Source organism: Arthrobacter sp. 01N444 (assembly GCF_056399305.1).
Map to the genome: position 1 here is coordinate 26,959 of NZ_JBFTRB010000022.1, position 26,535 is coordinate 53,493.

The 26,535-nt window shown below is 67.1% G+C and carries 28 protein-coding genes; 20 read left to right on the top strand and 8 right to left on the bottom strand.

Features of this window, described 5'->3' with window-relative positions; all coding sequences use genetic code 11:
* Nucleotides 1-100: 100 nt before the first annotated feature.
* From AC1DKN_RS19125 to AC1DKN_RS19135, 3 genes are all read left to right on the top strand, one after another.
* Nucleotides 101-859 (top strand): SDR family NAD(P)-dependent oxidoreductase, encoded by a 759-nt coding sequence (locus AC1DKN_RS19125; RefSeq protein WP_476851559.1) that lies wholly within the window; start codon nucleotides 101-103, stop codon nucleotides 857-859.
* A gap of 38 nt (nucleotides 860-897) precedes the next feature.
* On the top strand, nucleotides 898-1,821 hold the full coding sequence (locus tag AC1DKN_RS19130; RefSeq protein ID WP_476872207.1) for an NAD-dependent epimerase/dehydratase family protein: 924 nt from the start codon (nucleotides 898-900) through the stop codon (nucleotides 1,819-1,821).
* 67 nt (nucleotides 1,822-1,888) lie between these two features.
* Complete coding sequence (locus tag AC1DKN_RS19135) at nucleotides 1,889-2,767, top strand: polysaccharide deacetylase family protein (protein ID WP_476872208.1); 879 nt, start codon at nucleotides 1,889-1,891, stop codon at nucleotides 2,765-2,767.
* A 25-nt stretch (nucleotides 2,768-2,792) separates the two neighbouring features.
* On the opposite strand, the gene AC1DKN_RS19140 is transcribed toward AC1DKN_RS19135, so the two are convergent.
* The 4 genes from AC1DKN_RS19140 to AC1DKN_RS19155 all read right to left on the bottom strand — a co-directional run bounded on the left by AC1DKN_RS19140 (nucleotide 2,793) and on the right by AC1DKN_RS19155 (nucleotide 7,986).
* Nucleotides 2,793-4,115 (bottom strand): hypothetical protein, encoded by a 1,323-nt coding sequence (locus tag AC1DKN_RS19140; RefSeq protein WP_476872209.1) that lies wholly within the window; start codon nucleotides 4,113-4,115, stop codon nucleotides 2,793-2,795.
* 240 nt (nucleotides 4,116-4,355) lie between these two features.
* Nucleotides 4,356-5,924, bottom strand: coding sequence for an APC family permease (locus AC1DKN_RS19145; RefSeq protein ID WP_476872210.1), 1,569 nt, complete (start codon nucleotides 5,922-5,924; stop codon nucleotides 4,356-4,358).
* Nucleotides 5,921-6,964, bottom strand: a complete 1,044-nt coding sequence (locus AC1DKN_RS19150; protein ID WP_476860117.1) for an agmatine deiminase family protein — start codon at nucleotides 6,962-6,964, stop codon at nucleotides 5,921-5,923. The genes AC1DKN_RS19145 and AC1DKN_RS19150 overlap by 4 nt, the downstream gene beginning before the upstream one ends.
* The gene (locus AC1DKN_RS19155; protein WP_476872211.1) at nucleotides 6,961-7,986 is read right to left on the bottom strand and encodes a nitrilase-related carbon-nitrogen hydrolase; all 1,026 of its coding nucleotides are present in this window, start codon (nucleotides 7,984-7,986) and stop codon (nucleotides 6,961-6,963) included. The genes AC1DKN_RS19150 and AC1DKN_RS19155 overlap by 4 nt, the downstream gene beginning before the upstream one ends.
* 228 nt (nucleotides 7,987-8,214) lie before the next feature.
* Here AC1DKN_RS19155 and AC1DKN_RS19160 point away from each other — a divergent pair, with 228 nt between their 5' ends.
* From AC1DKN_RS19160 to AC1DKN_RS19170, 3 genes are all read left to right on the top strand, one after another.
* Complete coding sequence (locus AC1DKN_RS19160) at nucleotides 8,215-8,709, top strand: GyrI-like domain-containing protein (protein ID WP_290370286.1); 495 nt, start codon at nucleotides 8,215-8,217, stop codon at nucleotides 8,707-8,709.
* 193 nt (nucleotides 8,710-8,902) lie between these two features.
* Nucleotides 8,903-9,205, top strand: a complete 303-nt coding sequence (locus AC1DKN_RS19165) for a DUF4193 domain-containing protein (RefSeq protein ID WP_018775830.1) — start codon at nucleotides 8,903-8,905, stop codon at nucleotides 9,203-9,205.
* Between the two features lie 320 nt (nucleotides 9,206-9,525).
* Nucleotides 9,526-10,071 carry an AMIN-like domain-containing (lipo)protein gene (locus tag AC1DKN_RS19170; RefSeq protein WP_476872230.1) on the top strand — a complete coding sequence of 182 codons (546 nt, stop codon included), beginning with the start codon at nucleotides 9,526-9,528 and terminating at the stop codon, nucleotides 10,069-10,071.
* A gap of 53 nt (nucleotides 10,072-10,124) precedes the next feature.
* Here AC1DKN_RS19170 and fliW read toward each other — a convergent pair whose 3' ends face one another.
* Genes fliW through AC1DKN_RS19190 form a run of 4 tightly spaced genes read right to left on the bottom strand, consistent with a single transcriptional unit; the run spans nucleotide 10,125 to nucleotide 13,363 of the window.
* The gene (fliW, locus tag AC1DKN_RS19175) at nucleotides 10,125-10,529 is read right to left on the bottom strand and encodes a flagellar assembly protein FliW (RefSeq protein WP_476872212.1); all 405 of its coding nucleotides are present in this window, start codon (nucleotides 10,527-10,529) and stop codon (nucleotides 10,125-10,127) included.
* Complete coding sequence (gene flgL / locus AC1DKN_RS19180) at nucleotides 10,526-11,449, bottom strand: flagellar hook-associated protein FlgL (RefSeq protein WP_476872213.1); 924 nt, start codon at nucleotides 11,447-11,449, stop codon at nucleotides 10,526-10,528. The genes fliW and flgL overlap by 4 nt, the downstream gene beginning before the upstream one ends.
* A 2-nt stretch (nucleotides 11,450-11,451) precedes the next feature.
* Nucleotides 11,452-12,864 carry a flagellar hook-associated protein FlgK gene (flgK, locus tag AC1DKN_RS19185; RefSeq protein WP_476872214.1) on the bottom strand — a complete coding sequence of 471 codons (1,413 nt, stop codon included), beginning with the start codon at nucleotides 12,862-12,864 and terminating at the stop codon, nucleotides 11,452-11,454.
* A 10-nt stretch (nucleotides 12,865-12,874) separates the two neighbouring features.
* Complete coding sequence (locus AC1DKN_RS19190; RefSeq protein WP_476857557.1) at nucleotides 12,875-13,363, bottom strand: flagellar protein FlgN; 489 nt, start codon at nucleotides 13,361-13,363, stop codon at nucleotides 12,875-12,877.
* A gap of 293 nt (nucleotides 13,364-13,656) precedes the next feature.
* On the opposite strand from AC1DKN_RS19190, the gene AC1DKN_RS19195 reads away from it, so the two are divergent.
* The 14 genes from AC1DKN_RS19195 (at nucleotide 13,657) to AC1DKN_RS19260 (ending at nucleotide 26,524) form a co-directional block, all read left to right on the top strand.
* Nucleotides 13,657-14,883 carry a flagellin N-terminal helical domain-containing protein gene (locus AC1DKN_RS19195; RefSeq protein WP_476872215.1) on the top strand — a complete coding sequence of 409 codons (1,227 nt, stop codon included), beginning with the start codon at nucleotides 13,657-13,659 and terminating at the stop codon, nucleotides 14,881-14,883.
* 150 nt (nucleotides 14,884-15,033) lie between these two features.
* Nucleotides 15,034-16,362: a flagellar filament capping protein FliD gene (fliD, locus tag AC1DKN_RS19200; RefSeq protein WP_476872216.1), complete on the top strand. Its 1,329-nt coding sequence runs from the start codon at nucleotides 15,034-15,036 to the stop codon at nucleotides 16,360-16,362.
* Nucleotides 16,359-16,868 carry a flagellar export chaperone FliS gene (locus AC1DKN_RS19205; protein WP_476872217.1) on the top strand — a complete coding sequence of 170 codons (510 nt, stop codon included), beginning with the start codon at nucleotides 16,359-16,361 and terminating at the stop codon, nucleotides 16,866-16,868. The genes fliD and AC1DKN_RS19205 overlap by 4 nt, the downstream gene beginning before the upstream one ends.
* Nucleotides 16,861-17,286: a hypothetical protein gene (locus AC1DKN_RS19210; RefSeq protein ID WP_051533238.1), complete on the top strand. Its 426-nt coding sequence runs from the start codon at nucleotides 16,861-16,863 to the stop codon at nucleotides 17,284-17,286. The genes AC1DKN_RS19205 and AC1DKN_RS19210 overlap by 8 nt, the downstream gene beginning before the upstream one ends.
* Nucleotides 17,287-17,432: 146 nt before the next feature.
* Nucleotides 17,433-17,774 (top strand): flagellar basal body rod protein FlgB, encoded by a 342-nt coding sequence (flgB, locus tag AC1DKN_RS19215; RefSeq protein WP_028277071.1) that lies wholly within the window; start codon nucleotides 17,433-17,435, stop codon nucleotides 17,772-17,774.
* A complete protein-coding gene (locus AC1DKN_RS19220; protein ID WP_028277072.1) occupies nucleotides 17,774-18,166 on the top strand; it encodes a flagellar basal body rod protein FlgC in 393 nt (130 codons plus the stop codon). Before flgB ends, AC1DKN_RS19220 begins: the two co-directional genes overlap by 1 nt.
* Nucleotides 18,166-18,477: a flagellar hook-basal body complex protein FliE gene (fliE, locus tag AC1DKN_RS19225; protein WP_028277073.1), complete on the top strand. Its 312-nt coding sequence runs from the start codon at nucleotides 18,166-18,168 to the stop codon at nucleotides 18,475-18,477. The genes AC1DKN_RS19220 and fliE overlap by 1 nt, the downstream gene beginning before the upstream one ends.
* A complete protein-coding gene (gene fliF, locus AC1DKN_RS19230; protein ID WP_028277074.1) occupies nucleotides 18,477-20,081 on the top strand; it encodes a flagellar basal-body MS-ring/collar protein FliF in 1,605 nt (534 codons plus the stop codon). The genes fliE and fliF overlap by 1 nt, the downstream gene beginning before the upstream one ends.
* The gene (gene fliG, locus AC1DKN_RS19235) at nucleotides 20,078-21,094 is read left to right on the top strand and encodes a flagellar motor switch protein FliG (protein ID WP_028277075.1); all 1,017 of its coding nucleotides are present in this window, start codon (nucleotides 20,078-20,080) and stop codon (nucleotides 21,092-21,094) included. The genes fliF and fliG overlap by 4 nt, the downstream gene beginning before the upstream one ends.
* Complete coding sequence (locus tag AC1DKN_RS19240) at nucleotides 21,084-21,833, top strand: FliH/SctL family protein (RefSeq protein WP_476872218.1); 750 nt, start codon at nucleotides 21,084-21,086, stop codon at nucleotides 21,831-21,833. Before fliG ends, AC1DKN_RS19240 begins: the two co-directional genes overlap by 11 nt.
* The gene (locus AC1DKN_RS19245) at nucleotides 21,830-23,158 is read left to right on the top strand and encodes a FliI/YscN family ATPase (protein ID WP_223914323.1); all 1,329 of its coding nucleotides are present in this window, start codon (nucleotides 21,830-21,832) and stop codon (nucleotides 23,156-23,158) included. The genes AC1DKN_RS19240 and AC1DKN_RS19245 overlap by 4 nt, the downstream gene beginning before the upstream one ends.
* Nucleotides 23,155-23,589 (top strand): flagellar FliJ family protein, encoded by a 435-nt coding sequence (locus AC1DKN_RS19250; protein ID WP_026538968.1) that lies wholly within the window; start codon nucleotides 23,155-23,157, stop codon nucleotides 23,587-23,589. Before AC1DKN_RS19245 ends, AC1DKN_RS19250 begins: the two co-directional genes overlap by 4 nt.
* Nucleotides 23,586-24,314, top strand: a complete 729-nt coding sequence (locus AC1DKN_RS19255; protein ID WP_476872219.1) for a C40 family peptidase — start codon at nucleotides 23,586-23,588, stop codon at nucleotides 24,312-24,314. Before AC1DKN_RS19250 ends, AC1DKN_RS19255 begins: the two co-directional genes overlap by 4 nt.
* Nucleotides 24,311-26,524, top strand: a complete 2,214-nt coding sequence (locus AC1DKN_RS19260; protein ID WP_476872220.1) for a flagellar hook-length control protein FliK — start codon at nucleotides 24,311-24,313, stop codon at nucleotides 26,522-26,524. Before AC1DKN_RS19255 ends, AC1DKN_RS19260 begins: the two co-directional genes overlap by 4 nt.
* The last annotated feature ends 11 nt before the right edge of the window (nucleotides 26,525-26,535 follow it).

Genomic DNA, 26,535 nt, shown 5'->3' on the forward strand with positions numbered 1-26,535 from the left:
ATCAGCCATCAAGGTTAAACCGGCAAATCCGGCGTATGCCCCCGAATCGTGACCGGGGGCATGCTGCCCGCCTTTCCACATCCAACGGGGAAGAGGAGACATGAGCCATTTTCAGGACAAGGCCTACCTTGTCACCGGAGCCAGCTCCGGCATCGGTCTCGCGACCACCCGGGCCCTTCTGGCGCAAGGGGCAAAGGTTGCAGCGGTCGGTCTCCCGGACCGTCTGCTTGAAGACGCAAAAAGCCAAGTCTCGGGCGCTGTGATCTTCATCGAAGCCGACGTATCTGAGTCCCAACAGGTCGATGGGGCCTTCGCCCGGGCGGAAGCAGAACTCGGGCCCCTGAGCGGGGCCTTCAACGCCGCAGGAATCTCCAGTGTTGCGCCCATCGCCGAAACATCCGACGAGCTGTGGCAGAGACTGATCCGGGTGAACTTGACCGGCACTTTCCACTTCGCCCGGGCAGCGGCGCGGACGCTCTCGGCCAACGGCGGTGGATCGCTGGTCTGCACTGCCAGCGAGCTGTCACTCGTCGGCCAGGCAGGCTACACCGCATACACCGCGACCAAGGGCGGCGTGCTGTCGATGATGCGGTCACTGGCCGCCGAACTCGCACCGGCCGGCGTCCGGGTCAACGCACTGTCGCCGGGCACGACAGATACCCCGATGCTTGCGGCCGAGTTCGCGAACGAAGAAGAACGCGCCCGGGACGAAGTGTCCGTGCCGCTTGGCCGGTTCGCCCTGCCCGAGGAGATTGCAGCCGCGGCGCTGTGGCTGTTGGGTCCTGAATCCTCGTATGTCACGGGAACAAACCTTGTTGTCGATGGTGGTCGGACCACGACGTTCCCACTCGGACATTGAATCCCACATCCAACGCACCTAGTGAAAGGCAACATCACATGAGCTCTGTTCTGGTCACAGGTGGTGCCGGATTCACCGGACGCCACATCGTCAACGAACTCGCCGACGCCGGCCATCAAACAGTCAGCTACAACCGGGACTTCATCGAGGCGCCACGCCCCGACGTCGTTTCCGTCCAGGGCGAACTGTTCGATATCCCCCGTCTCCTCGAAGTATTCAAGGAGCACGACGTCGACACCATCGTCCATACCGCCGCCATATCCCACCCGACCTATTCCCTGAGCTTTCCCCTGGCTACGTTTGCTGCCAACGTCGAGGGAACGGTGGCGGTTTTCGAGGCGGCACGACTCCACGGCGTCAAACGGATCATCAACTTCTCTTCCGAGTGCGTGTACGGAAAGACCTCAGCACCGGTGGTTCTCGAATCGGAGCCAGTAAATCCGACGACGCCTTACGCCGTGACGAAGGTTACCGGGGAATGGCTCGGACAGGTCTACGGCGACAGGTATGGAGTCGACGTCATCTCCCTGCGCATCGGCCAGGTTTACGGACCCGGAAACCGCATGGATGAAGTCATGCGGGACATTATGCGCGGCGTAGTCCGCGACGGTTCATTCTCACAGGACCACGGGGCCGACCACCGCTACAACCTTGTCTACGTCCGCGACGTCGCTCTTGCCGTCCTGGCGGCAGTCCAGGCACCAGAAACGGCCCGGGCCAGGCCCCTGGCCTACAACATCTCCGGCAGCGAGTACTGGACACTCAGCGACGTCGTCAAAGAAGTTCGAATCGCATTCCCGGACGCCTCCGTGGAGATCGGGCCCGGGACGGATCCAACCTTGGATCTGCAGGGCCACTTCAGCATCGCTTCCGCAGCCGCGGATCTCGGCTACGAATCGGTCTGGCCGCTGCATCGGGCCCTCGGCGACTATGCCGACTGGCTCTCCACCCATGACTTCTGACCCCTTTCTTCTGACTCATTTCTTCTGACTCATTTCTTCCAACCCATTTCTTCGAAGAGGGACGAACATGACATTCGATAAAAGCGGCTGGAGGCAGGGGGCGGCCTGCGTTGCCGCGTTGACTTTCGACGTCGACGCCGAGTCGCCCGTCCTGGCCGCCGGCCGGCGCTACGCCGACAATGCGATGGCGATGACCCACCAGGCGTTCGGACCCAAGGTGGGTGTTCCCCGGATTCTCCAGATGTTGAAGGATGTGCAGCAGCCGGCGACATTCTTCATTCCAGGAGTAACCGCGGAGCGGTATCCCCGCATGGTGGAACAGGTCCTGGAATCGGGTCATGAGATCGCGCACCACTCACACACTCACCGCACCGCGGTGAACATGAGTTTCGACGACGAACGCGCCGACTTCGATCTGGCGCTAGCTGCACTCGGGCGTTTCGGCATTTCTCCAAAGGGGCATCGCGCCGCACTGTGGGAGCCCTCGTGGCAGACACCGTCGTTGGTGGCTGAATACGGGCTGAAATACGATTCCAGCCTGATGGACGCGGACGTCCCCTATCTCATCGAAACCCCCGCAGGCACAGTTGCGGAGCTCCCCCCACATTGGAGTCTGGATGACTGGGAGCAGTATGCCTTCCTTCCGGAACCCAAGATCGGTGAAATCATCCAGTCGCCACTTGTCGTGGCGGACATGTGGATTCATGAGATCGACGCAATGCGACGTCATGGTGCTCTTTTCATGCTCACTTGCCACCCGTTCCTCACTGGGCGGGCAGGACGGCTGGAGGCGCTGCGGACCGTGATCGAAACTGCGCTGGAACGAGGCGATGTCCGCTTCTCGACGTGCGAAGCGCTCGCGGAAGCGGCACTCGGTGACCCCGCATTGATTGCCGGGCCCCTCAATCCAGTTACAGCGTCCGAGGAGCTCTATCCGGACTACTGAATCCGGGCTGGCCGGAGGCTGGAACTCAGATGCAGGACTTGTTGTAGTCGAAGCCGCCCGAGATGTACTGGGCCATGGTGACTTTCCCGCCGCCTGTCAGCGGCGCTGCCGAACACATGCTGCTGGCGTTTTGGAAGGAGCTCCCGCCGGCGAGCCAGCTTCGCTGGGCGTAAAGGTTGCTTGTCGAGGGCACCGTGCCGATGATCTGTGCCCATTGGTAGCCGGTCGAGTAGAGCCCGGTTTTGGCTCCGATGCTGGCAAAGTAGGCGGCCATGCCCTCCAGATCAGCTCTGTTGGCGGCCTTGTTCGTTGACCAGGAGTTTTCGGTCTCGACGTCCAACCACCAGGTGTAGGAGGCCGGGTTCTTGACCCCGCGGATGATGGCGTCGTCGTAGGCCTTGGCGTAACCGTACATATAGGAGCACGCCGAACCGACCGAGCCCTTGGTGCACGTGCCGTACGGGTTGGCCACGGTCTTCCCGGCATAGGTGTTGCTGGTGGGCCACCAGGAGCCGGCCGTCCCGGGGTTCCCGGTATTTACGTACAGGGCCACGAGAGGCTGCCCGGTCCCGCCGGTGGACGTGGCGGCCCAGGACAGCTGGGTGGCCAGACACGAGTTGGTGTTGTTCGCCAGGCCGTTGTTCACACCAATGATCGCGAAGCTCTGGCCCTTGGGCAGCGGTTTGCCGCACTGCGGCCAGGACACGTCGACGCCGGGTCCTGCGGGCGTGACTGCCGCTGTGCCGGCCGAGGTCTTCACGGCGGTGGTGTAGCCGGTCTTGGTTCCGGTGACGGTGACGGTGACGACCTTGCCGGCCTGCGCCGCGGCCAGTTTGTAGGTGGCGGCGGTCGCGCCAATGATGACGACGCCGTTCGCCTTCCACTGGTACTTCAGGATGACGGGAGCCGGACCCCACGTGCCCGGGACTGCGGTCAGAGTGTAGCCGGCTTTTGTCATTCCGGTGATCGTCGGCACCGGGGCCGGCCCGAGCGAGCCGGCGGCGATGGCTGCGGTGGGGGTCGAGGTCTTCGCGGCGGTGGTGTAGCCGGTCTTGGTTCCGGTGACGGTGACGGTAAGGGCCTTGCCGGCCTGCGCCGCGGCCAGTTTGTAGGCGGCGGCGGTCGCGCCAATGATGACGACGCCGTTCGCCTTCCACTGATACGTCAGAGTGACGGGTGCCGGACCCCAGATGCCCGGGACCGCGGTCAGGGTGTAGCCGACCTTTGTTGTGCCCTTGACCGTCGGCACGGGGGCCGTCGTCAACGGCTCGGCGGACGCTGCACTGACCGCCGTCGTCGTATCCGGCGCGGCGGATGCGGGGGCAAGCGGTGTCAGGGAAAGCATCATGACCACACCAAGGAACAACGGAATTGATAGAGGCCGGACGCGGTCGAATAGCAGCATAAAAATTTCCCCCAAATTGCCGCGCCCGGAACAGGCTGCGCTAGAGCCCGCGGAAATGCAGACAGCGTGAATCTAGCACGGGGAGGTGTTCCTCAACATGTCTGGCAGCTACGCGGGCGACGGACGCACGCAAAAACCCGCCGGCTCCGAGCTCATTCGGGCCGGCGGGTCGTTGCTGGGAGGCTACTCCGGAACCACCAGGGCGGGGGTGTCCTTCCGGATGGTCTCGCCCCGGAAGAAGCCCGGATGCAGTTTCGCGGCGACCAGCATGATCACGACGCCGAGGGCGAGGATGCCGATCCCCAGAATGAACACCAGGCCCACGCCGAAGACCTCCGAGCCGCTGCCGAATTCCGGTGCCCAGCTGTCCACGGCGGTCTGGAAGAAGACCACGGTGAGGACCAGGCCGCCCAGGACCGGGAACAGCAGCCGCATGAAGAAGTTGCGGACGCTGGAGAACAGGCTGTGCCGGAAGTACCAGGTGCAGGCGAAGGCCGTGAGGCCGTAGTAGAAGCAGATCATCAGGCCCAGGGCCATGATGGTGTCATTGAGGACGTTCTCGCTGACTACCTTCATGACGGCGTAGAAGCCGCCGGAGATCGCACCGGCAATCACCGTTGCGAAACCGGGGGACCCGAACCGCTTGCTGACGGATGCGAAGCGCGGCGGCAGTGCCCCGTAGTGGCCCATCGCCAGCAGGCTGCGTGCGGGAGAGGCCATGGTGGACTGCAGGGACGACGCGGTGCCGGAGAGAACGGCCAGGGACATCAGGATGGCCAGCGGACCCATGACTGGGGAAGCCAGTGCCGCAAAGATATTCGACTGGTTGTCCGGGTTGTTCAGGCCGATGCCGTCGGTTCCGGTGCCGGCAACCATCATGGTGGCCACGATCGCGACGAGGTAAAGGGCCAGGACGGCGACCGCCGTCGTGGTTCCTGCCCGGCCGGCGGTACCCTTGCCGCCCTTGGTTTCCTCGTTGACGGTGAGGCACACGTCCCAGCCCCAGTAGACGAAGACGGCCAGTGACATGCCGGCGGCGAACTGCTCGAAGCTGCCGATCTTCATCGGGTTGAACCAGTCCCAGCTGAAGGCGATCGCGGTGCCCGAGTCGCCCGAGGCGGCGTGGGTGAGTGCCATGACGACGAAGATGCCCAGGACGAGGACCTGGAATCCGACCATGGTGTACTGCACCAGCTTGGTGGCGTGCAGGCCGCGGTAGCTGACCCAGACGGCCAGTGCCACGAACACCAGGCACGTCGCGATGTTTACGGCCGTGTTGGAGGTCAGGTCCGCGAGGTCCGGGTTGTTGAACACCTGGGCCAGGAAGAGGTAGAAGAAGTCCACCGCGACGCCGGCCAGGTTGGACAGGACGATGATGTTGGCGGCCAGCAGACCCCAGCCGCCCATCCAGCCGACGAACGGGCCGAACGCCTTCGTGGCCCACGTGAAAGTGGTGCCGCTGTCCGGTGAATCGGCGTTGAGCTCACGGTAGGCGAACGCCACCAGGATCATCGGGATGAACGCGACAATGAAGATCGCCGGCAGCTGCAGGCCCACGGCGCCGACGGCGGGTCCCAGCGAACTGGTCAGGCTGTAGGCGGGTGCCACGGAGGAGATGCCGAGGACGACGACGGCGAGAAGGCCCAGCTGGCCGCCCTTGAGTCCCTTGCCCGAGATGCCGTGCTTGGAACCGGCCGGATCGACGACGTCGTGCGTGATGGTGCCGTCTTCGCGGCCGATAGTCTGACTCATTGCTGACCTTTTTTCTGGGGGACGGATGGTTGCTGTTGGGTGATGCAGTGGATGCCGCCGCCGCGGGCGAAGAGCTCGCGGGCGTCGATGCCGACTACCCTGCGGCCGGGGTAGGCGTCGCCAAGGATGCGCAAGGCTTTTTCGTCCATCGGGTCGCCGAAGGTGCAGGCGATGACGCCGCCGTTGACCACCAGGTGGTTGATGTAGCTGTAGTCGACGAACCCCTCCTCATCCGTCAGGGTTTCCGGGGCGGGGACCTCGATGATGTTCCATTCGCGGCCGGCCGCGTCCCGGGTGGTGGCGAGGTGGCTGATGATGGCCCGGCAGACTTCGAAGTCGGGGTGTGCCGGGTTCTGTTGGGAATGGACCAGCACGGTGCCCGGGGACGGGATGGCCGCAACGATGTCGACGTGGCCGCGCGTGCCGAACCGTTCCGAATCCCGGGTCAGGCCGCGGGGAAGCCAGACGACGTGGCTTACGCCCAGGGTCCGGCCCAGCTCGGCTTCGACGTCGGCCTTGCTGAGCCCGGGGTTGCGGCCCGGATCGAGCTGGACCGTCTCGGTGACGAGGACGGTGCCTTCGCCGTCGACGTGGATGCCGCCGCCCTCGTTCACCAGCGGCGAGACAAGGTGGCTGGCCCCCGAGCGGGCCGCGACGGCCGACGCCACGAGCGCGTCCTTGTCCCAGGCGGCCCAGTCCTGGCCGCCCCAGCCGTTGAAGACCCAGTCGACGGCGCCGAGCCGGCCGCCGTCGTCGAGGACGAACGTGGGGCCGATGTCCCGCATCCAGGCGTCGTTCAGCGCGGCGGGGACCACCTCGATATCCGGGTGGAGGTAGTCCGCCGCGGTCTGCACATCCGCCGGCGCCACCAGCATGGTGACCGGTTCGAATTCCACGACGGCGTTCGCGACGGCGGCCCAGACGGAGCGGGCGGCGTGGGCTTCTGCCGCTGTTTCGCCCAGGGTGTAGCCGCCGGTGGGGAACGCCATCCAGACACGGTCCTGGGGCGCCGTTTCGGACGGCATCCGCCACGCGCTCATGCGGTGGCCTTGCTGGTGTCGGCGCCGAGCGGGGCGTCGGGGCGTACCGGTTCGGTCAGCCGCCCGTACGTGTCCGGGCGTCGGGTGGCCAGGAAGGGGAAAAGCGTGAGCCAGTCCCGGCGCTGGTCGAGGTCGAGGTCCGCGACGAGCACCGCGGATTCGTCCCGCGGTGCCTGGGCGAGGATCCGGCCGTAGGGATCGGAGATGAAGGAGGAACCGTAGAAGTTCAGCGTGCCTTCGCTGCCCCAGCGGTTGGGGGCCACCATGAACAGCCCGTTGGCGATGCCGTTGCCGACGATGACCTGCTGCCACAACGGCTGGGTGTCGAAGTCGGGGTGGTCGGGCTCGGAGCCGATGGCTGTGGGGTAGACCAGGAGTTCCGCGCCGCCGAGGGAGTAGATCCGCGCCAGCTCCGGGAACCACTCGTCCCAGCAGGTGGGCATGCCCAACCGTGCGCCGCCGAGTTCGGCGGGGGAGTGGACCTCGTAGGCATCGTCGCCGTCCGGGCCCTGGCGGAAGAATTTGTCCTCGTAGTAGCCTGCCGTGACGGGAATGTGGAGCTTGTGGGTGCGGGCCAGGAGTTCGCCCCCGGGGGACACCAGGACGGCGGTGTTCAGGCCCAGGCCGTCGTCTGTGCCGTCCGGGTTCTCCGCCTTCTGGTACAGCGAAGCGTGGACGCAGATGCCGTGCCTCCGGGCCGCGTCCGCCGCGAACCGGAACGTGGGGCCGGTGAACAGATCCTCGGCAATGTCCGAGGGCCGCGGGCGCGTGGTCCCGCCGCGGGCGGCGTCATTTTCGGGAAGCGTGTCCGCGGGATAGCGGGACAGCGTGAGCTCGGGGAGGAAGACGACGGCTGCTCCCAGCCGGGCGGCGCGCCCGATGCCTTCGTCCAGTTCGGCGTGCAGGGCCGCGGCGTCAGGATGCCAGCGATGCTGCACGACGCCGATCCGCAGAGCCGGCCGGCTGGAGGGCAGCGTGCGGGCGAGGGAGGGCGGGGTGTCGAGGGACGTGATTTCGATCATGGCTACTCCAGTGAGACGGGCGTCACATTAATGAACGTTGTTCATTTAGTTTGAGGGTGATGGCCGCACGGGGCAAGACCTAATATGAATAAAGTTCATTTATTTATTCGGGGTGGAACCCGCGCCGTCCCCGGGCCGGCAGCCGGACCGCTACTGGACCACGGCGCGGACCTCCCCTGCGGGCCGTAAGGCCCTAGACCGTGGATTAGTCCCGGCAGAGTCTGGGGTATGACTCAAACGAACCCGGGGCCGGCCCCGGACATCAGGGCCGCCCAACTCAAGGAACAGCCCACGGCGGTGGTGCATGAGACAGTCCCGATGAATGCGTTGCGGGATTTTTTCGGCCGTGCCTTCGCCGCCGTCATGGGTGCGGTGCAGGAGCAGCATGTCCAGTTGGCCGGACCCCCGTTCGCGCTGTACCGCGGCATGCCGACCGACGTCGTCGACGTCGAAGCGGGGTTCCCCCTCGCCGCGCCTTTCACGAACCCCAGTGGCGCGGACACGGCGGTTGTCGCCGGCACCCTCCCCGCAGGCCAGGCCTACGAGGCGATGCACATCGGTCCCTACGAATCACTGCAGCGTACTTACGGCGCGATCATGGCGCGGATGCGGCAGGACGGCGCGAGCCCGGGAGCAGCAATGTGGGAGTACTACCTTACCGATCCCGGCGTCGAACCCGATCCAGCGAAGTGGCAGACGCTCGTGGTCTGGCCGGTCGACTGAAATGCCGCACCTGCACTGCCCGGCCGCCGCGCGGAGGGGCCCCGGCCGGGGGCCGCTGCCCGGGTTTCCAGGGCCCGTCCGACTCATTCTGTCTGATAGGCCACACTATTGCTCTACTCCATGCATAATGTCCTAAACTGCTTCACTGAGGTGCCTGAAATGGCGCTGCGCAGCAACGAAAGTGAACCCCGATATGGCTACCGATTACGACGCCCCACGCAAGACAGAAGAAGAATCTCCCGCTGAGTCGCTGGAGGCCCTTCAGGCGTCCCGCGGCGGCGGCGCGCAGACCGCTGTGATCGACGTCGATGAGAACGACACCGCTGAAGGCATTGATCTTCCCGGTGCGGATCTGTCCGGCGAAGAGCTGACGGTCATTGTTGTTCCGGAGCAGTCCGATGAATTCACCTGCTCCTCCTGCTTCCTGGTCCGTCACAGGTCCCAGGTGGCCCTTGAGAAGAACGGCATGAAGTACTGCCGCGACTGCGAAGGCTAAAACCTTCCGGCAACAGACAGGCCGTACGAAGCGCCGGACCCGCGAGGGTGCCGGCGCTTCGCCGTTCCCGGCCAGGCCTGCTGCTGGCGGTGTTATCTGTTCGTGAACGACCTTCACGAACAGGGTCCGTGCAATCCGTCCGTGACCAGCAGCGGGCCACGCTAACGGTTGGGCGCCGAAACTGTGGAGGACCTCGCCCGCCGGGCCGGGCCCGCCTACGCTGAAAGCGTCTGACCTGCGCTGACTGTTCCGCCAGCCCAAGGGTCAGGCAGCACCAGGGGGTGGCGGCCTTGAAGAAGACCCAGTTGAAGAAGATCCAGTTGAAAAAGGTCAACGCGTTGCTCGCGGCTGTTCTGATGGCCGCCGCGCTCGGGATTCTTGCGCCGGCGCCGGCCGCCGCAGACCCGTACTGCGGACTGGCCTGGGGGTCGCTGAGCAAAATGGATCCGGCCATGAGCCAGGCCAAGGTGGTCGACGTCCGCACCGGTCAGCACTACTGCTTTGACCGGCTGGTCATTGACCTCAACGGCCCCGTGGCAGGCTACAGCGTCCGCTACGTACCCGCGGTGGTGCAGGACGGGTCCGGCCTGCCGGTCCCGTTGCGGGGCCAGGCCTTCATTCAGCTCACGGTCAATGCTCCCGCATATGACGACGCCGGCAATCCCACCTACAACCCGCCGAACAAGAATGAATTGGCTGACGTGGCTGGGTACCAGACCTTCCGGCAGGTGGCGTGGGCGGGCAGCTTCGAAGGCTATTCGACCATTGGCCTGGGGGTCCGCGCCCGGCTGCCGTTCCGGGCCCTGGCCCTGCCCGGGCCGGGCACCGGGTCCCGGCTCGTGGTGGACGTGGCCCATTTCTGGTGAAGCTGGTGGAGCCGGTCGCAAGGCAGGGCTGCGCGCCTTGCCGGGCGGGTCGGCTAGAGCGAGCCGAGCTCGGCCCGGAGCGGGAAGTCCCGGCCGTCCAGCACCAGCTGCGTGCAGCGCCCGGTGGCACGGTTCAGAACGATCGGGGCCATGAGGTTGACGGTCGTGGAACCGGGCGAGTGGTTCACCACGACCAGTACCTGGGCGGCGTCCCGCCCGTCGAGTTCGAGGGCCTCCAGCGAGGCTGCCGCGATCGGCGGAGAGTAGCTCGGTGCAAACACGGCCGCATCGGCCAGGAATAGCCGCACCGGGCTGGAACCGGCCTCCAGGGCGTACAGTCCGGCCGCGCCCTCGACGCTCCGCAGCGCGAAATCGTGCAGCTCCTCGAAGCCAGGCATGGGTGCGGTGAATGTGAGGGGCAGGATGGCGACCGGAGTGTCCATGACCGGGGTGCTCACCGCAGGAAGTCCATCAGGGTGGGCTGAAGCACCCGGGCCGTCGCCGCGAGGGCCACCTGGTAGTTGGTTTCCTGAAGCTTCAGGTCCATGATGACGCTGCCGAGATCTGCCTTTTCAATGCCCATCTTCTGTGCATCCAAGGTGGCCTCCAGTTCGGTGTTGACGTTGCCGGCGCGTTCCAGCTGCACCTGCCGTGTTCCTATTTCAGCACGCCCGCTGACGATGTTCTTGAAAGATGCCTGCAGGTTGGTGAGGTTCACAGTGGCATCCTCGCCCTTGCGCAGTGACTCGATGGTCTTGGTGACGGCGTCGAAGACGGAGCCGGAGCCGCTGCCGAAGATCGCGGCGCCGTCGGCGTCGACCCGGACGGTTCTGTCGGCACTGATGCGCCGTTCCACTGAGCCGCCGGCGACGCCGTTGAAGACCGGGGGAGTTCCGGTGTCTCCTGGGATGCTCGGGTCGGCCGGGATGGCTGGGCTGAAGGCCGTGGCCGCGTCCGAACTTCCAGCAAAAATGTTCCGGCCAAGGTGCTTGCTGTTGGCGGTTGAGAGCAGATCCTTGTTCAGCCCTTCGAGCTCGACGGCGATCGCGTCCTTGCCCGCCTGGTTGAGCGCGCCGTTGCCGGCCTGGACCGTGAGGTCGAGGATGCGGTTCATGACGTTGGTGGCCTGGCTGAGGGCGGAGTCGGCCGCGTTGAGCCAGCTGGCGCCGTCGTCGATGTTCCTGCCGTACTGGGCGTTGGCGGCGAGCCGCGCGCGCGTATCGAGAGCCTGCGCCGTGGCGGCAGGATCGTCAGACGGGCGCGAAATCTTGTCCAGCGTGGTCGCCTTTTCCTGCAGCTGGGCCAGCTTGGACTGCTGGGCCTGCAGGGTCCGCTGGGCGGTTGTGCTCATGGTCAGGTTGGTTACCCGGTTCAGCATGTCTACCTTCCTACCAGTCCGGTGCGGTTGATCAGGACGTCCAGGGCTTCGTCCACAGCCGTCATGACGCGGGCCGCGGCCTGGTATGCGTGCTGGTTGGTGAGCAGGCTGACGTTTTCTTCGTCCAGGCTGACGGACGCCTGCGAGGAGCGGTTGGACTGCGCGGAGATTTCCGCTGCCGAGCTCAACGCTTCATGCTGCTGGGCGCCGCGTGACTGCACACCGATCCCGGTGACGATGTTTGCCCAGGCGCTGTCCGGAGACCCCGGCCCGGTGCCAAGCTGTGAGATTTTGTCGGCGAGGCTGCCGTCCAGGTTCCCCGCACCCGCCACGCCGACCGCGATCTCCGCGGCGGCCTTGGGCACAACGGCGAGAGCGAGGGCGGCGGGGCCTGCGGCGGCAGGGTTGAAGAAGTTGCCGGAGGAGGAGCCGTCAGAGGTCCGTCCGCCGAAGTGAAGGGCGTTGACCGCATCCCGCAGGTCGCCGGCGAACTTGTTCAGTGACTGTGCGGCCGAATCGATGGCGCCGCCGTTCGCGGCAGGCGCCAGGACGGACAACGCGCCGGCGATTTCCCCATCGGCGACGGCAATTGCCGCGCCCGGCCGGTCCGCCCACTCAAGCTGCACGGCTGTGCCGAGCTTGTCCGCAGTCTGGCTTCCGGAGAGGGCGAGTGCCCGGACGGAGCTGCCCATCACGAGGGCGTTTCCGCCGACGTGGACATCCACGGTGCCGTCGGCCTGTTCCCTGACGGTGCCGCCGGTCAGCCGGGAGATGGTCTCGGTGAGCTTGGCCCGCGCGTCGATCAGCTCGTTGGCCGATCCTCCCGCGGCGAGGGTCGAGCGGATGCTGGTGTTGAAGGCGGCCACCTGCGTGGCGGCGGCATTGACGGCGTCCACGGCGCCCTGGGCCTGGCCGCGGACGCTGCTCCACTGGCCCTCAAGGGAGCGGTAGGAAGAGGAGACCTTGCTGGCGAGGTCGTTGCCGGCCTGCAGGACCAGCCCCTTGGCGGCGGAGTCGTTGGGGTGGTTGGCGGCGCCTTGCCAGGCCGACCAGAAGCCCTGGAGCGCGGTGGAGATGCCGTTTTCGCCGGGTTCCTGAAGGATGCCCTCGATCCCTTGGAGCGCCGAGGACCGGGCGCTGGCGTAGCCGGACTGGGCCGCCGTCGAGCGGACGCTTCCGTCAAGGAAGCTGCTGCCCAAGCGTGCGATGCCGTCCACGGAGACGCCATTCCCGGCTTCGGGGCGGCCCGAACCGAACAGGCCCTGCGCGGGAGCCACGATTGACGATTGCTGGACGCGCTGCCGGGTGTAACCCTCGGTGGCGGCGTTGGCGATGTTCTGCCCGGCCACGTTCATGCCCTGCTGGGCGGCGGTCAAGCCACGGTAGGCGGTGTTCAGCGCGCCGAAGGTACTCATGGTCGCTTCCTTAGAATTGCTTGTCGAAAATACGCGAGGCTGCAGTTTCCCCGGTCTTGCCCTGGGCGTCATAGGTGCCGGCCGCAGCGGTGGGCCGCAGATCGGCGAGGGATTCCTGGGTGGAACGGACCGCGGTGCGCAGGTACTGCTCGTTCGAGTCGCGCAGTTCCTTGATCAGGGCCGTCTGGTGGGTCAAGGCCGTCAGATGGGCCGTGAGGATTTCGGACCAGGCGCCTTCCGGCGCGGCAGCGGCGAGTTCACCCAGGGACGCGTCAGTGGGCAGTCCCCAGGTTTCGGCCACGACGGCGGCTTCGATGGTGCGGGCGAGGCTCGCCTTGGAGAGGTGTTCCAGAACCTGCTCGACTTCCTTTGTGCCGTGGGGAAGCCAGCGGGATTTGCCGGCAGTGAGCAGCAGTTGCTCTTCCTCCAGCTTGAAGGTGAGAACGTCCAGGAGTTCACGCTCCCGCCACAGCAGGGCTGAAAGTTCGTGGATGGCCATGGTCCGGACGGCTCCCTCATGTGTGAATGGTGCAAATGACTGGTGCGGTGGTGCCGGGGCGTCGATTTCATCGTGCGGACGATTAAGCCTCCAGCAGGGTTCGTAGAAACTATCGGCAGGGGCGCAGGATTCGTTAGCGGCAATAAGGCTGATAACAGTCGGGACCAGATGGGGCGTTGAACTGAAAACTCTTTTTGGAATCTTCCTTACGTGTGCTGGCCAAATGGCGATAACTACTTCTGAAGGCCCACGGATGGGCCATCGCACATCGTCCCAATCATGGAGGAAACATCATGGGAATGCAGATCAACACCAACATGGCTGCGAACAACGCTTACCGCAGCCTCAGCAACACCCAGACCGACCTGTCCAAGTCGCTGGAGAAGCTTTCCAGCGGCCTGCGCATCAACCGCGCCGGTGACGACGCGGCCGGCCTGGCGATCTCCGAGGGCCTGAAGTCCCAGATCGGCGGCCTCACGGTTGCTTCCCGTAACGCCCAGGACGKCATTGGCCTTGTCCAGACCGCTGAAGGCGGCCTGAACCAGGCTCACTCCATCCTGCAGCGTCTGCGCGACCTGGGCGTCCAGGCAGCCAACGATACGAACAACGCTGAGTCCCGCGGGGCCATCAAGACCGAAGCCGACAGCCTGGTCAAGGAACTGGACCGCATCGCCGGCTCCACGAACTTCAACGGCGCTCAGCTGCTGGACGGTTCCAACTCGAAGGTGAGCCTCCAGGTCGGCGCCAACTCGGACGCCAACAGCAGGATCGACGTAAACGTCGGCGCCGCCAACGTGAAGACTATCGCCAGCGACCTCGCCGGCGGAAACCTGTCCATCACGGGATCGAGCTTCGACATTGCAGACCTCACCGCCCTGGGCACGGGTCCGGCAACGTTTACGAAAACCGTAACCGATGCGACGGGCGCCGTGACGACGACGGCCATTACTACGGCCGCTCTGAAAGACCAGATCGGAGACACGGCTGCGAACCCGAATGGCACCGGTTTCCAGAGCGTCGACGAATATGCCTCTGCCCTGCGCGCTGACTCAAACTTTGCTGCCAACTTCAGCGTTTCGGTCACTAAGGATGCCAACGGGGCCGGTGTCGGCATCGTGGTTTCTGCTCTGAATGGCGGCACGGTGAATGCGGCCGTTGGCGACCCCGACGCCGCTGCTGGCGTCGTTGCCGCTGGCACTGGCACAGCGCTGACCGGCGGTCTGAAGTTCGACAGCGCAGACCACGCGCAGGCGTCGATCAAGCTGATCGATGCTCAGATCACCAAGGTCTCCACGGCTCGTGCAGATCTGGGTGCAACCCAGAACCGCCTCGAGTCGGCTGTGCAGACGATCAACGTGGCCAAGGAAAACCTGACGGCTTCCAACTCCCGTATCCGCGACACGGACATGGCTGAGGAAATGGTCAAGTTCACCCGCAACAACATCCTGTCCCAGGCCGGCACCGCAATGCTGGCCCAGGCAAACCAGTCCAACCAGGGTGTACTGCAGCTCCTGCGCTAAACCACAGCGGGAAGCGATCACTCCGGTGACTTCCGCTAGGTAGTTCAGCCTGCACGTGGCGCCCGGGGAGGGAAATCTTCTCCCCGGGCGCTGTGCAGTACCACCAGCTATTACTGATTCAGCCGGCCATTGTTCTAAGGAGTTGTAGGCATGGGACTTTCTATCGACGGACTTTCCAGCGGTTTGGACACCACTGCCCTGATCAATTCCCTCATGGCCGTGGAAGCAATCCCGCAAAGCCTCATCAAGAACAAGGCCGCAACTGTCCAAACCCGCATCTCGGCCCTGCAAGGACTCAATACCGCCGTCGCGGACCTCGCAACCAAGGCCGGCAAGCTCTCCAACCCCAAAAGCCTGGAACTGTATTCGGCCTCGAGCAGCTCCGCCAAAGTCACCACCACAGTCGGTACCGGGGCGAAACCCGGTGCTGTTGATTTCACCGTCTCCCAGCTGGCCCAGACCCAGGTCTCCGTCAGCAAGAACCTAGCTGCCTGGCCTTACACCACCATGACCGTCACCGGTGAAGGCGGCCATGCCATCACAGTCACTCCGCTCACTTCCTCCCTGGACGACGTCGTTTCCGCCGTGAACCTCTCCGGCGCCGGCATTGTCGCATCGAAAGTTTCCGTCGGCGGCGGAGAGTACCGGCTGCAATTTGCCTCGTCCAAGACCGGCGTCGCCGGCGGGTTCAGCATCGCCGATCCGGACGGCACCGCCGGGCTGACCAAAGTGCAGCCTGCGCAGGACGCGCAGATCAAGCTGTGGGCGGGAACAGCTGCCGAAGCGACCCTCAGCTCCGCCACCAACACCTTCGCGGATGTCCTCAGCGGAGTCTCGATCACCGTCTCCGAGGTCTCTGCCAATCCCACACGCGTCACCGTCGCCCGTGACAACGCCCAGATCAGCAAGGCCGCCTCTGACCTGGTCAGCTCCGTCAACGGAGTCCTGGCACAGATCGCCACCAAGAGCGCCGTGGTCAGCAGCACCGACGCCTCCGGCAACCCCGTCACCTCAGGCGGCGTGTTCACCGGAGACAGCACCATCCGCAACGTCAACGCCGCGATCCTCGCCGCCGCGTCCCAGCCCCTGAACGGAAAGTCGCCGTCTGAGCTTGGCATCAGCGTCACCAAGACCGGGACGACGGAATTCGACGCCACCAAGTTCGGCGATGCCTTGGCGAAGGACCCGGCCGGAACAATGGCGGCCGTGGCCACCATCGCGGGCCGGGTGGCGGACGCCGCCAAGCAGGCCTCCGATCCCGCCACTGGGCTGCTCAGCACCAAGATCAAGGGACAGCAATCCACCGCGAAGGACTACACCGACCAGATCGCCGACTGGGACGACCGCCTGGAAATGCGTCGGACCACGCTGCAGCGGACCTACTCCGCGCTGGAAGTTGCTCTCAGCGGCATGAAAGCGCAGTCGTCCTGGCTGTCCTCCCAACTCGCAGGACTCTCCTCAGGAAGCTCTTCATCATGACTCTGACCTCCTTCGGCGGCGGCTACGGCAATGCCGGCCAGCGGAACCAGTACCTCGCGGACTCGGTCCTGTCGGCTCCGCCGGCACGCCTCCTCACCATGCTCTACGACCGCCTCCTGCTGGACCTGGGCCGGGCGGAAACGGCGCAGCACGCCGCCGACTGGACCACGGCATCGGAAAACCTGCTGCACGCCCAGGCCATTGTGGCCGAGCTGTCCTCCTCGCTGAAGGTCGACGCATGGGACGGTGCCAACGGGCTTCTGGGGGTCTACAACTACGTCTCCACGGCATTGATCAACGCGAACATCCAGCGGGACGTGGCCCTGACCCGGGAAGCGATTGAACTCTTGGAACCCCTGCGGCAGACCTGGCACGAGGCCGCCGCCGCGGTACCGGTGCCCGCAACCCCCGCGGCGTTTCCCGCCGCAGCTCCAGCCGGTTTCCCGGCAGCAGGGGCCTGGAATACCGGGCCCGGAACAGGCGGCGGGAGTCTCGGCTTTGGCTGAACAGGCCTACTCGGATATCGGCTTAGGGGGAGCCGGATCCAACGACGCCGCTTCATCCCTTCCCGGCAAGATCCCTGAAGACACCACCCTGGCCGCTTGGATGGCCGTCCTGGATGTGCTCGAAATGGCGGTGCAGGCCGCCGAGCGGACCCTGAAGGATCCGCTGGGCCCGCTGTCCGCGCCCGCGGGATCGGTGGCGGAACCCCGGCCGGAAAAGCGATGGTCACCGCCTTCGATGACCGGGCCGTTGCCGGCGACCGCCCGGCGTCGCGCCGTCGCACTGGCGGCGGCCCAGGAACGCGTTGCACTCCGGCTGGAAGAGGCGCGGCTGGGAGTAGCCCGTCAGCTGCAGGCGGTATCTTCCGTGCCCGGGGTGGGAGAGTCCGCCGGCGCCTTGTACCTGGATGTCAACGGCTAAGAATCCTAGGTTCCAAAACATCTGAAATAGTCTTTTTGATTTCGCCTAACGCGGCGCTGACCAGTGCCGATAACCACTGTAAGAGCACGGATCGCTCGACTACCGGCCACGGATCGGCCACCCCCACCTTTCCCAGGCAGGACTCTGTGCTCGAATCCGTGACTTCCGCCGCCTTGGCCAGCGCCATGGACGGGCTGGCACTGCGCCAGCGGACCATCGCGAACAACATCGCGAACGTCAACACGCCGAATTACCACGCGAAGCGCGTCAGCTTTGAGGACGCCCTCGCGGCGTCGGTGCAGTCCGGGAACGGCCGCGTCCAGGCAACCACGGCGGAGTCCCTGGAGCCCACGCAGCTGAACGGCAACAACGTCAACCTGGACACCGAGACCCTGTCCAACATCGACACCGTGCTGCGTTTCCAGTTCGCCGCCCGCGCCGTCAACACCGAGTTCACCGCCGTGCGCTCGGCCCTGAGGACCAGCTGATGACCTTCGACATGATCGGCATCGCCGGCTCCGCCCTCACCGTCCACCGCAAGTGGCTCGATGCCGTCTCGGACAACCTCGCCAACATGAACAACGCCTCCGCCACGTCCGGCCCCGCCTTCCAGGCCCGGTACGTCGAGGCCGCGGAGGGCTCGCAGGGCTCGGGCGTGTACGTCAAGAGCACCCAGCTCGGCAACGCCGAGGGCAGGGTCGTCTACCAGCCGGATCACCCGCTGGCGGACGCCAACGGCAACGTGAAGTACCCGGACATTGACATGGCCGAACAGATGGGTGCGCTCATCATCGCCCAGCGCGGCTACCAGGCCAACGCGCAGGTGGTGGATCGCGCCCGCGAAACCTACATGGCCGCCCTTGAGATTGGACGCTCCTAATGACTGTCGCCCCCATCGCCCCCGTCCAGGGCGTCCTGCCGACAAACTATGTGACGGGCGCCGGAGCGGCACCCGTGGCCGGCACTGACGGCTCCGCCTTCGCCACTTCCCTCACCGGCGCGGTGGATAACCTCCAGCAGCTGCAGTCGACGTCGAACCAGCTGGCTGTGTCCGCCGTGACCGGCAACCTGGATGACATCCACAACGCCACGCTTGCCGCGACCCGGGCGCAGGTGACGCTGGAGCTCATGGCCACCATGCGCAACAAGGGCGTTGACGCGTTCAACGAGATCATGAGGATGCAGGCCTGATGCCTCCGCAGATTAACGCTTTCTTCCAGCGCTTCGGCGCGGGCCTGAAGAGCTTCACCGCCGGCCAGCGCACCATCGCCGTGATCGGCGCTGCCCTGCTGGTGGTGGGCATTGTTGCCCTGTCCGCCTGGCTTACCCGCCCGGTGCTGACCCCGCTGTTCTCCGGCCTCCAGACCACCGACGCCAACGGCATCGTCGAACAGCTCCGCAAGGACAACGTTCAGTACGAGCTCAGCGACGGCGGATCCACCATCCTGGTGCCGCAGGACAAGGTCTACGACGAGCGCCTCAAGGCAGCGGCCGCGGGCCTGCCGACTGCCGCCGCCACCGGCTACTCCCTGCTGGACAAGATGGGCGTGACGTCCTCGGAATTCCAGCAGTCCGTCACGTACAAGCGCGCCCTCGAGGGCGAACTTGCCAGCACCATCTCCGCCATGGACGGCGTGAAGACCGCCGCCGTCCGGCTCGCCATCCCCGAGAAAACAGTGTTTGTGTCCAAGGCCCCGGACACCACCGCCTCAGTGTTCATCGAGACCGACGCCGGCGCTGCCCTGACCGGTGACAAGGTGCAGGCGATCGTCCACCTGACCTCCGCCGCCATCGAAAACCTCAAGCCCTCCAACGTCTCCGTGGTCGATTCGCAGGGAAACGTGCTCTCCACCGTCGGCGGCGGGACCGCAGGATCGTCCACCAAGCAGGCCAGCGACTACCAGCAGCGCACCTCGGACGCCGTCCGCGCGGTCATGGACCGCGTGGTGGGCCCAGGCAACTCCACGGTCGCCGTCGCCGCCGACGTGACGGGCGAATCGGCGCAGCAGAAGAGCGAGACTTTCTCCAATGCCGAGGGCGCCCTGCCGCTGAGTGAATCGTCCAAGACCGAGAAATACACCGGAACCGGGGGAGGCGCCGCGGGCGTCCTCGGTCCGGACAACATCGCTGTTCCCGGCGGCACGAGCGGCAACGGCAACTTCGATTCCTCCACCGAAACCAAGAACAACGCGGTCAACAAGGTCACCGAGGACCGGACCATCCCGGCCGGTGCCATCAAGCGGCAGACCATTTCCGTCGCCGTCAGCCAGGCCGCCGCCGGCGGCCTGAACCTGGCGTCGCTGAAGAACCTCGTCACCTCCGCAGCCGGGGCCGACACCGCGCGCGGCGATATTGTCACGGTCGAGGTTGTGCCGTTCAGCACCGCAGCCGCCGACGACGCCGCCAAGGCGCTCGCCGAGGCCCAGGCCAACGCCGAAGCCGAGAAGCAGGCCGCGTTCTTCGGAACCCTCGTCACCGCAGGCAGTATCCTGCTGGGCCTGCTGATCCTGGCCCTGGTGGTCACGATCATCCTGCGGCGCCGCCAGAAGCGCGAGCCCGTGGACCTCGGCGAACGCCTGGACCTGGAGATCATGCCGGTGGCCCCGCCTGTGGTGGCGCTTCCGCCGGCGACGTCGGCGATCCCGATCACCGCCCTGCCCCCGCTTCCGGGCCCGAGCACCGAACAGTTGGAATCCGAGCGCCGCCGGTTTGAAATCGACAACATGGTCGCCGCCAACCCGGAACGGGCCGCCGATTACCTGCGCAGCCTCATGGATGACAGGCAACCGGCATGAAACCCGCCGATACGCCCCTGACCGGCACCCAGCGCGCCGCCGTCGTCCTGATGCAGATGAGCCCCGAGAACGCCGCCAAGGTCATGGCCCAGCTCACGGACACTGAGGCGGAGGAGATTGCCGGGGAGATCGTCAAGCTCCGCAAGGTGGACTCTGACGTCACCGAGCAGATCATGAAGGACTTCCACCAGGCCGCGATGACAACCACGCGCCAGGCCCGGGGCGGCCGGGAACTCGCCGAGGGCCTGCTGGAGGCCTCCTTCGGCTCGGAACGGGCCGCCGGGCTCATGAACCGCCTGACCGTCAATATGGCCGGCAAGTCCTTCGAGTTCCTCGAAGACATCGAACCCGTGCAGATCCTGGCCCTGATCGACGGCGAACTGCCGCAGACCATCGCCCTGGTCCTCGCCCACCTCAGCCCGCGCAAGGCCTCGGCCGTGATGTCCGGGCTGCCCGGCTCGCTGCGCGCCGACGTCGCGCTCAGCATCGCCACCATGGGATCCGGCGCGCCCGAGGCGATCGGGATCGTCGCCGACACCCTCAAACTCCGCGGCGGCGCCGCCGTGTCCCAGCAGGCCTCGAAGGTGGTGGGCGGCATCCAGCCGCTGCTGGAGATCATCAACCGGACCGACGCCGGCACGGAACGGTCCGTGCTGGACGGCCTGGACCTGCTCGATCCCGACCTCGCGGTGGAGATCCGGGCCCAGATGGTGACATTCGACGACATCGTGAAGCTGGAACGCCGCGACGTGCAGCTGGTGCTGCGCGGACTCGACGCGGCCGTCCTGGCGATGGCGATGAAGGGTGCCTCCGAGCCGGTCCTGGAAACCATCACCACCAACGTCTCCGGGCGCAACCTGGAAATCCTCGAATCCGAGATCGCCGCCCTGGGACCCCTGCGTGCCTCGCAGATCGAAGAGGCCCGTGCCGCCGTCGTCCGGTCCATCCGCGAGCTCGAGGCCGAAGGCCAGATCACCATCCAGCGCGGGGACGAAGAAGACTATGTCTACTGACAACGGCGCGGCCAACGCCCCGGCGCGCGTCGTCTTCCCGTCACTGCGGGCCAACGGCCCGGCCGCCGAACAGGCCGGCTACACCGAAGGCCACGCCGCGGGCTACGCCGCCGGTGTGCGCGCCGCAGCGAAAGAGCAGCGCCGCTGGCGGGACCGGATGGCCGCCGAGCAGGCTGCCTCCCTGGCCGCCGGACAGCAGGACCTGGACCGTGCCGTGCGCGCCCTCGCCGTCGCCAGGACAGACTTTGCGCACCGCAACGTGCAGGCGCTGCAGGACGCCGAGGAAATCCTGGCCCGCACGGCGCTGGAACTGGCCGAGGCCATCCTCGGCTACGAACTGGCCGAAGGCACCCGGACCGCCCGGGCCGCCCTGGCCCGCGCCCTCTCCGGGAATGACTCCGCCACGGTACTGGCAATCCGGCTGCACCCGGCGGACATCGACGTCCTCAGCCGGGAAGGCCAGGAACTGCCAGCCGGGCTGCCGCTCATCGCGGACCCCGCCTTGGGCCGCGGCGACGCGAAGGTCGAATACCAGCAGGGCTGGTTCGACGCCAGCCTCCGCACCGCCCTGGGACGTGCCCGCATGGCGCTGCTGGGAGAGGCAGCGTCGGCAGAGGGCCCGCTGGGAGATGCACTGGTGGCAGACACCGTGCCGGGAGACGCCGTGCCGGGAGACACCGTGCCGGGAGAATCCGGCCGGGCCGAATTCGGTGCCGGCGCCTACCGGGGCCACGCATGATCGCCGAGTGGCGGCCGAAGGGCGCCGACTATGCCGCCGCGCTGGCCGCGGCCGCCCCGCAACGGGTCGGCGTCGTCACCTCGGTCATCGGGCTGGGCCTGGAAGTGTCGGGTCTGGACTGCGCCCTTGGTGACCTCGTGACCGTGGGCGGGAACCCGGGCCTTGACGCCGAAGTCGTCGCGGCGCTGGACGGCTCCGTGCGCTGCATGCCGCTGGGCCGACTGGCCGGCGTGGCTGCCGGTGACCCGGTGCGCGCCAAAGGCAGCGCGGTATTGGTTCCCACCGGGCGGGGCCTGTTCGGCCGGGTCCTTGACGGCCTGGGACGCCCGATCGACGGCAAGGGTCCGCTGCTCAGCGGGCCGCGCGTGCCGATCGACAACGAGGCACCGAACGCCATGAAACGCGCCCGCATCGACACCGCGCTGCAGACCGGCGTGCGCGTCCTGGACACCATGACCACGCTCGGCAAGGGCCAGCGCATGGGCCTGTTTGCCGGCTCCGGGGTCGGCAAATCCTCCCTCCTCTCGATGATCGCCCGCGGAACCGACGCCGAAGTCTCGGTGATCGCCCTCGTTGGCGAACGCGGCCGCGAAGTCCGCGAGTTCCTCGAAGACGACCTCGGCGCCGCCGGCCTGGCGCGCTCCGTGGTGGTGGTCGCCACTTCCGACGAACCCGCCTTGATGCGCATGCGCGCGGCCTTCACCGCCACCCGCATCGCCGAGTCCTTCCGCGACCAGGGCCAGGATGTGGTGCTCATGATGGACTCCCTGACCCGGGTGGCCATGGCGCAGCGCGAGATTGGCCTCTCGGCCGGCGAGCCCCCTGCCACCCGCGGCTACCCGCCGTCGACCTTTTCCATCCTGGCCCGGCTGTTGGAGCGTGCCGGCACGGCCGAGACCGGCTCCGTTACCGGCATCTACACCGTGCTCGTGGACGGCGATGACCATAACGAGCCCATCGCCGACGCCGCCCGCTCCATCCTGGACGGCCACGTGGTGCTGGACCGCAAACTCGCCGTCACCGGGCACTTCCCGTCCGTGGACGTGCTCGGATCCGTGTCCCGGGTGGCCAGCAAGGTCAATTCCCGGCCACACCTCGACGCCGCCGCAACGCTCCGCCGGGTCCTCGCGGCCCGCAAGGCGGCACAGGACCTGATCGACGTCGGCGCCTACCAGGCCGGGACCAACCCGCTGGTGGACGCTGCGCTGAACCACGAGCACGACGTCAGCGGTTTCCTCCAGCAGCCGATGGACGAATCCACGGCCCACCCCGAGTCCTGGCAACGGCTCGGCCACCTCACTTCGATCCTGGGAGCAGCAGCATGAACCGCGAATTCTCACTGGCCGGCCTCCTGCGCCTCCGCCAGCTCCAGCAGGACCAGGCGGCAACCGGGCTGGCGCGCGCCCGCTCACGTTCCAGCTCCGTCCGGGTCCGCGAAGCCGCCGCCCGCCGCGAACTTGCCGCCACGGATGACCCCATCTCCAGCTCGGCCTCACTGCGCGCCGTGGCGGCCGCCCGGTCATCCGCGCACAGCATGCTCGCGGACCTGCAAAACCTCACCCACCTGGCCGAGGCCGACGAAGCCAACGCCCGGGCCGAGTTCATCGCTGCCCGCACGCGGTCCGTGGGGCTGGAAAAGCTGCAAGCCCGGCACGACGCCGAGGTCAACTCCGCGGACCTGCGCGCCGAGCAGTCGGCCCTCGACGAGATCGCCTCGACGCTCTGGCACCGCGATGAGCAGCAGGTGAAGCCATGAGCATGACTGAAGCGATCGGCCGGATGCAGGGCATCCAGTCGATGATCGCGGAATTGAGCCGGCCTGCGGCCACGGAAACCAGCGCAGCCGCTGCCAAGGCTGCGGCTACCTCGCTCGCGTCCGCAACCGGCACCGGCGACTCCGCCACGTTCACCCAGGCACTTGCCGCGGCACTGGGCGGCAGTGGCGCAACGGATGCCGCCTCCCTCACGGACAGCCTGGGCCTGGGCTCCTCACTGGGCACGTCACTGGGCATTGGCGGCACATTCGGACCAGGTAGCGCTGCGGCGGCCGGGACGGCCGCGCTCACCGGCGCCCAGGCAGCCGGAACCGTACATACCGGTGGGGCCGCGACGGGCAATGACGTGGTGGCCGTGGCGAAGAAGTACATCGGTGTTCCCTATGTGTGGGGCGGCACCAATCCGGCCTCCGGCATGGACTGCTCCGGCTTCACCCAGCGGGTCTTCAAGGACCTCGGCGTGGAGCTTCCCCGTGTGGTGAGCGACCAGATGCGCCAGGGCACCCCGGTGGCGTCCCTCGCAGAAGCGAAACCCGGAGACCTCCTGGTGAGCTTCGGCGGCAACCACATTTCCATCTACCTGGGCAACGGCAAGGCGATTGACGCACCCGTGCCGGGCAAGACCATCCAGATCCGCGACGCCTGGGAGCAGCAGTCCAACCTGACCTCCATCCGGCGCATCGTTCCCGCAGGGGCTGCATCATGAAGGCGGCGGCATCGATGGAGCTTGCGGCCGCGCTGGGGGCGACTGTCCGGGCGGCCCGGCAGGGCGCGGACCCGCGGCCCGGCAGCGAAAACGGAAACACAGCCGCCGCGTCCTTCGACGCAGTCCTCAACGACGTCCAGGGCGCAGCGGGCAACGGCACCGCGGCAGAGCCTGGCGCCGCTAAGGCTGTACCGGCGGCCGATGACACGGCGGCCGAACTGCCGCAGCCCGACGGCGCCACGGACCCCGCTTCGCTGAGCGGCACCGCTGCGAACACTGTGACGGGGGCCGACGTTGCTTCCGGGACCGCGCCGCGGACCGACGTTGCTTCCGGGACCGCGCCGCGGACCGACGCTGCTTCGTCCGGTATCACCAGCCCCGGGCCGGCCCCGTACGTTCCGGCCCCGTACGTTCCGGCCCCGCACGTTCCAGCCCAGTACGGCACGGCCGAATTCCCGCCGGCCCAGTACGGCACGGCCGAATTCCCGCCGGCCCAGTTTGTCTCCTATACACAACGTGGTCAGGCTGGTCAGGCTGCGCTGCCCGGACAGTCGGCGCAGGCGGTTGCCCCGCCGTCGGACAGCAACGATGGTTCCCGTACTGCCGCCCCGGCCATCACTGCGTCCGCGGCCTCGGCGGTCCTTCCCGACGAGTTGCCGGCCGCCGCCGCGCATTCCCCGGCCGTCGAGACCCCGGGATTGGCCGCAACGCGGCGCCAGACTGTGGCCGCCGTCCCCGCTGGGACCACGCCGGACGGTAAGCCGAACGCCGCTGCGGCCTCGCAGACGGCGGGCGCGGTCCCGCTGGCCGGGCCCAAGGCCGCCGCCGGCGGACCGGTCAACCGGCCGGTCAATGGGAACGATCCTGCCCCGACGGCTGCGCCCGTCGACGCCGTGGCCGCCGCACCGGCTACTGTCGCGGCCGCGCCGCTGGCTACTGTCGCGGCCGCGCCGCTGGCCTCGACTGCCACCGGCGCCGCGGGGACCACCCCTGCGACCGGTCCCGTTCCGGTGCTCAGTGGCCCACCCAAGGCTGCTGCACCTGCCGGGCCAACGCAGGCAGTCCCGGTTCAGGCCGGCGCCACACCTCCGGCCGCCGCCGCGGCACCGGGCGCGGCAGCGGCGGCGCAGACCGCCCAGGGACTTGGGTCTGGTCATGGTGCGTCGCCGGCGGCCACCACCGCGGCTGTGTCCGCGCGGGCGGTCAACGGATCAGACGTCGCCGCCGTCGCTCCCTCCGCGCCCGGACAAGCGCCGACGTCGCCGACCACCTCACCCGGCACGCCCCCGTCCGGTCCGGCGCCATCCGGCAGCCCCGGAGCCGGCACCGGATCCTCCGGCAGCATGTCCACCGGAACCGGAACCGGAACCGGAACCGGAACCGGAACCGGCACCGGAACCGGCACCGGAACCGGACCCGGAACCGGACCCGGAACCGGACCCGGAACCGGCACCGCACCCGCACACGCCCCCGCTCCTTTCCACGCCGGCGTCCTGACGGAACCAGTCGCGGCACCGGTGCCCAACGCCGCCCAGGCTCGGTCCAATCCGGAAAGCGAAGCCCCCGCGGCGGCCACCATCCCCGTCCAGCCGACTCTCGCGGCGGCAACCGTGGCCCAGGCCGTGCCCCAGCCGGCTGCCCAGGCCGCTGCGCAGCCGGCGTTCCAGTCGGCGTCCCCGCCGGTACCCCATTTCGCGGCGCCCCTCCAGTCCCAGCTGGCCAAACCGCTTTTCACCCTCGTGGGGGCACCCCAGGGCCAGCACATCATGACCCTCAAGGTCAGTCCGGAAGATCTCGGTCCACTGACGGTCCGGGCCCAGATCGACGCAGCGGGCGTCCGGATTGAGCTGTTCGCCCCGGGCGATGCGGGACGTGAAGCCGTCCGCGGAATCCTGCCCGAACTCCGCAGGGAACTCCACGGCGCCGGATTCGCGGCCAGCCTTGACCTCTCAGACCACAACGGTCCCGGTTTCGGGCAGCACGGGGCCCAGCACGGCACGGGCCAGGACCGGACGGGGACCGGCGGCCAGTTCGGCACCGGCCGGGACCCCGGCGGCAGCGGCTCGGGCCCCGGCGGCAGCGGCTCCGGCCCGGGCGACCGGAACGGGCCGCGGCCCGGAAACCGCTGGGATGCGCTGGCCGATGATCAAGCCATACGCACCGCCAGGCTGTTGAACGGCCCCCAGACCACCCTCGACATTCTTGTCTGACACGAAGGAAC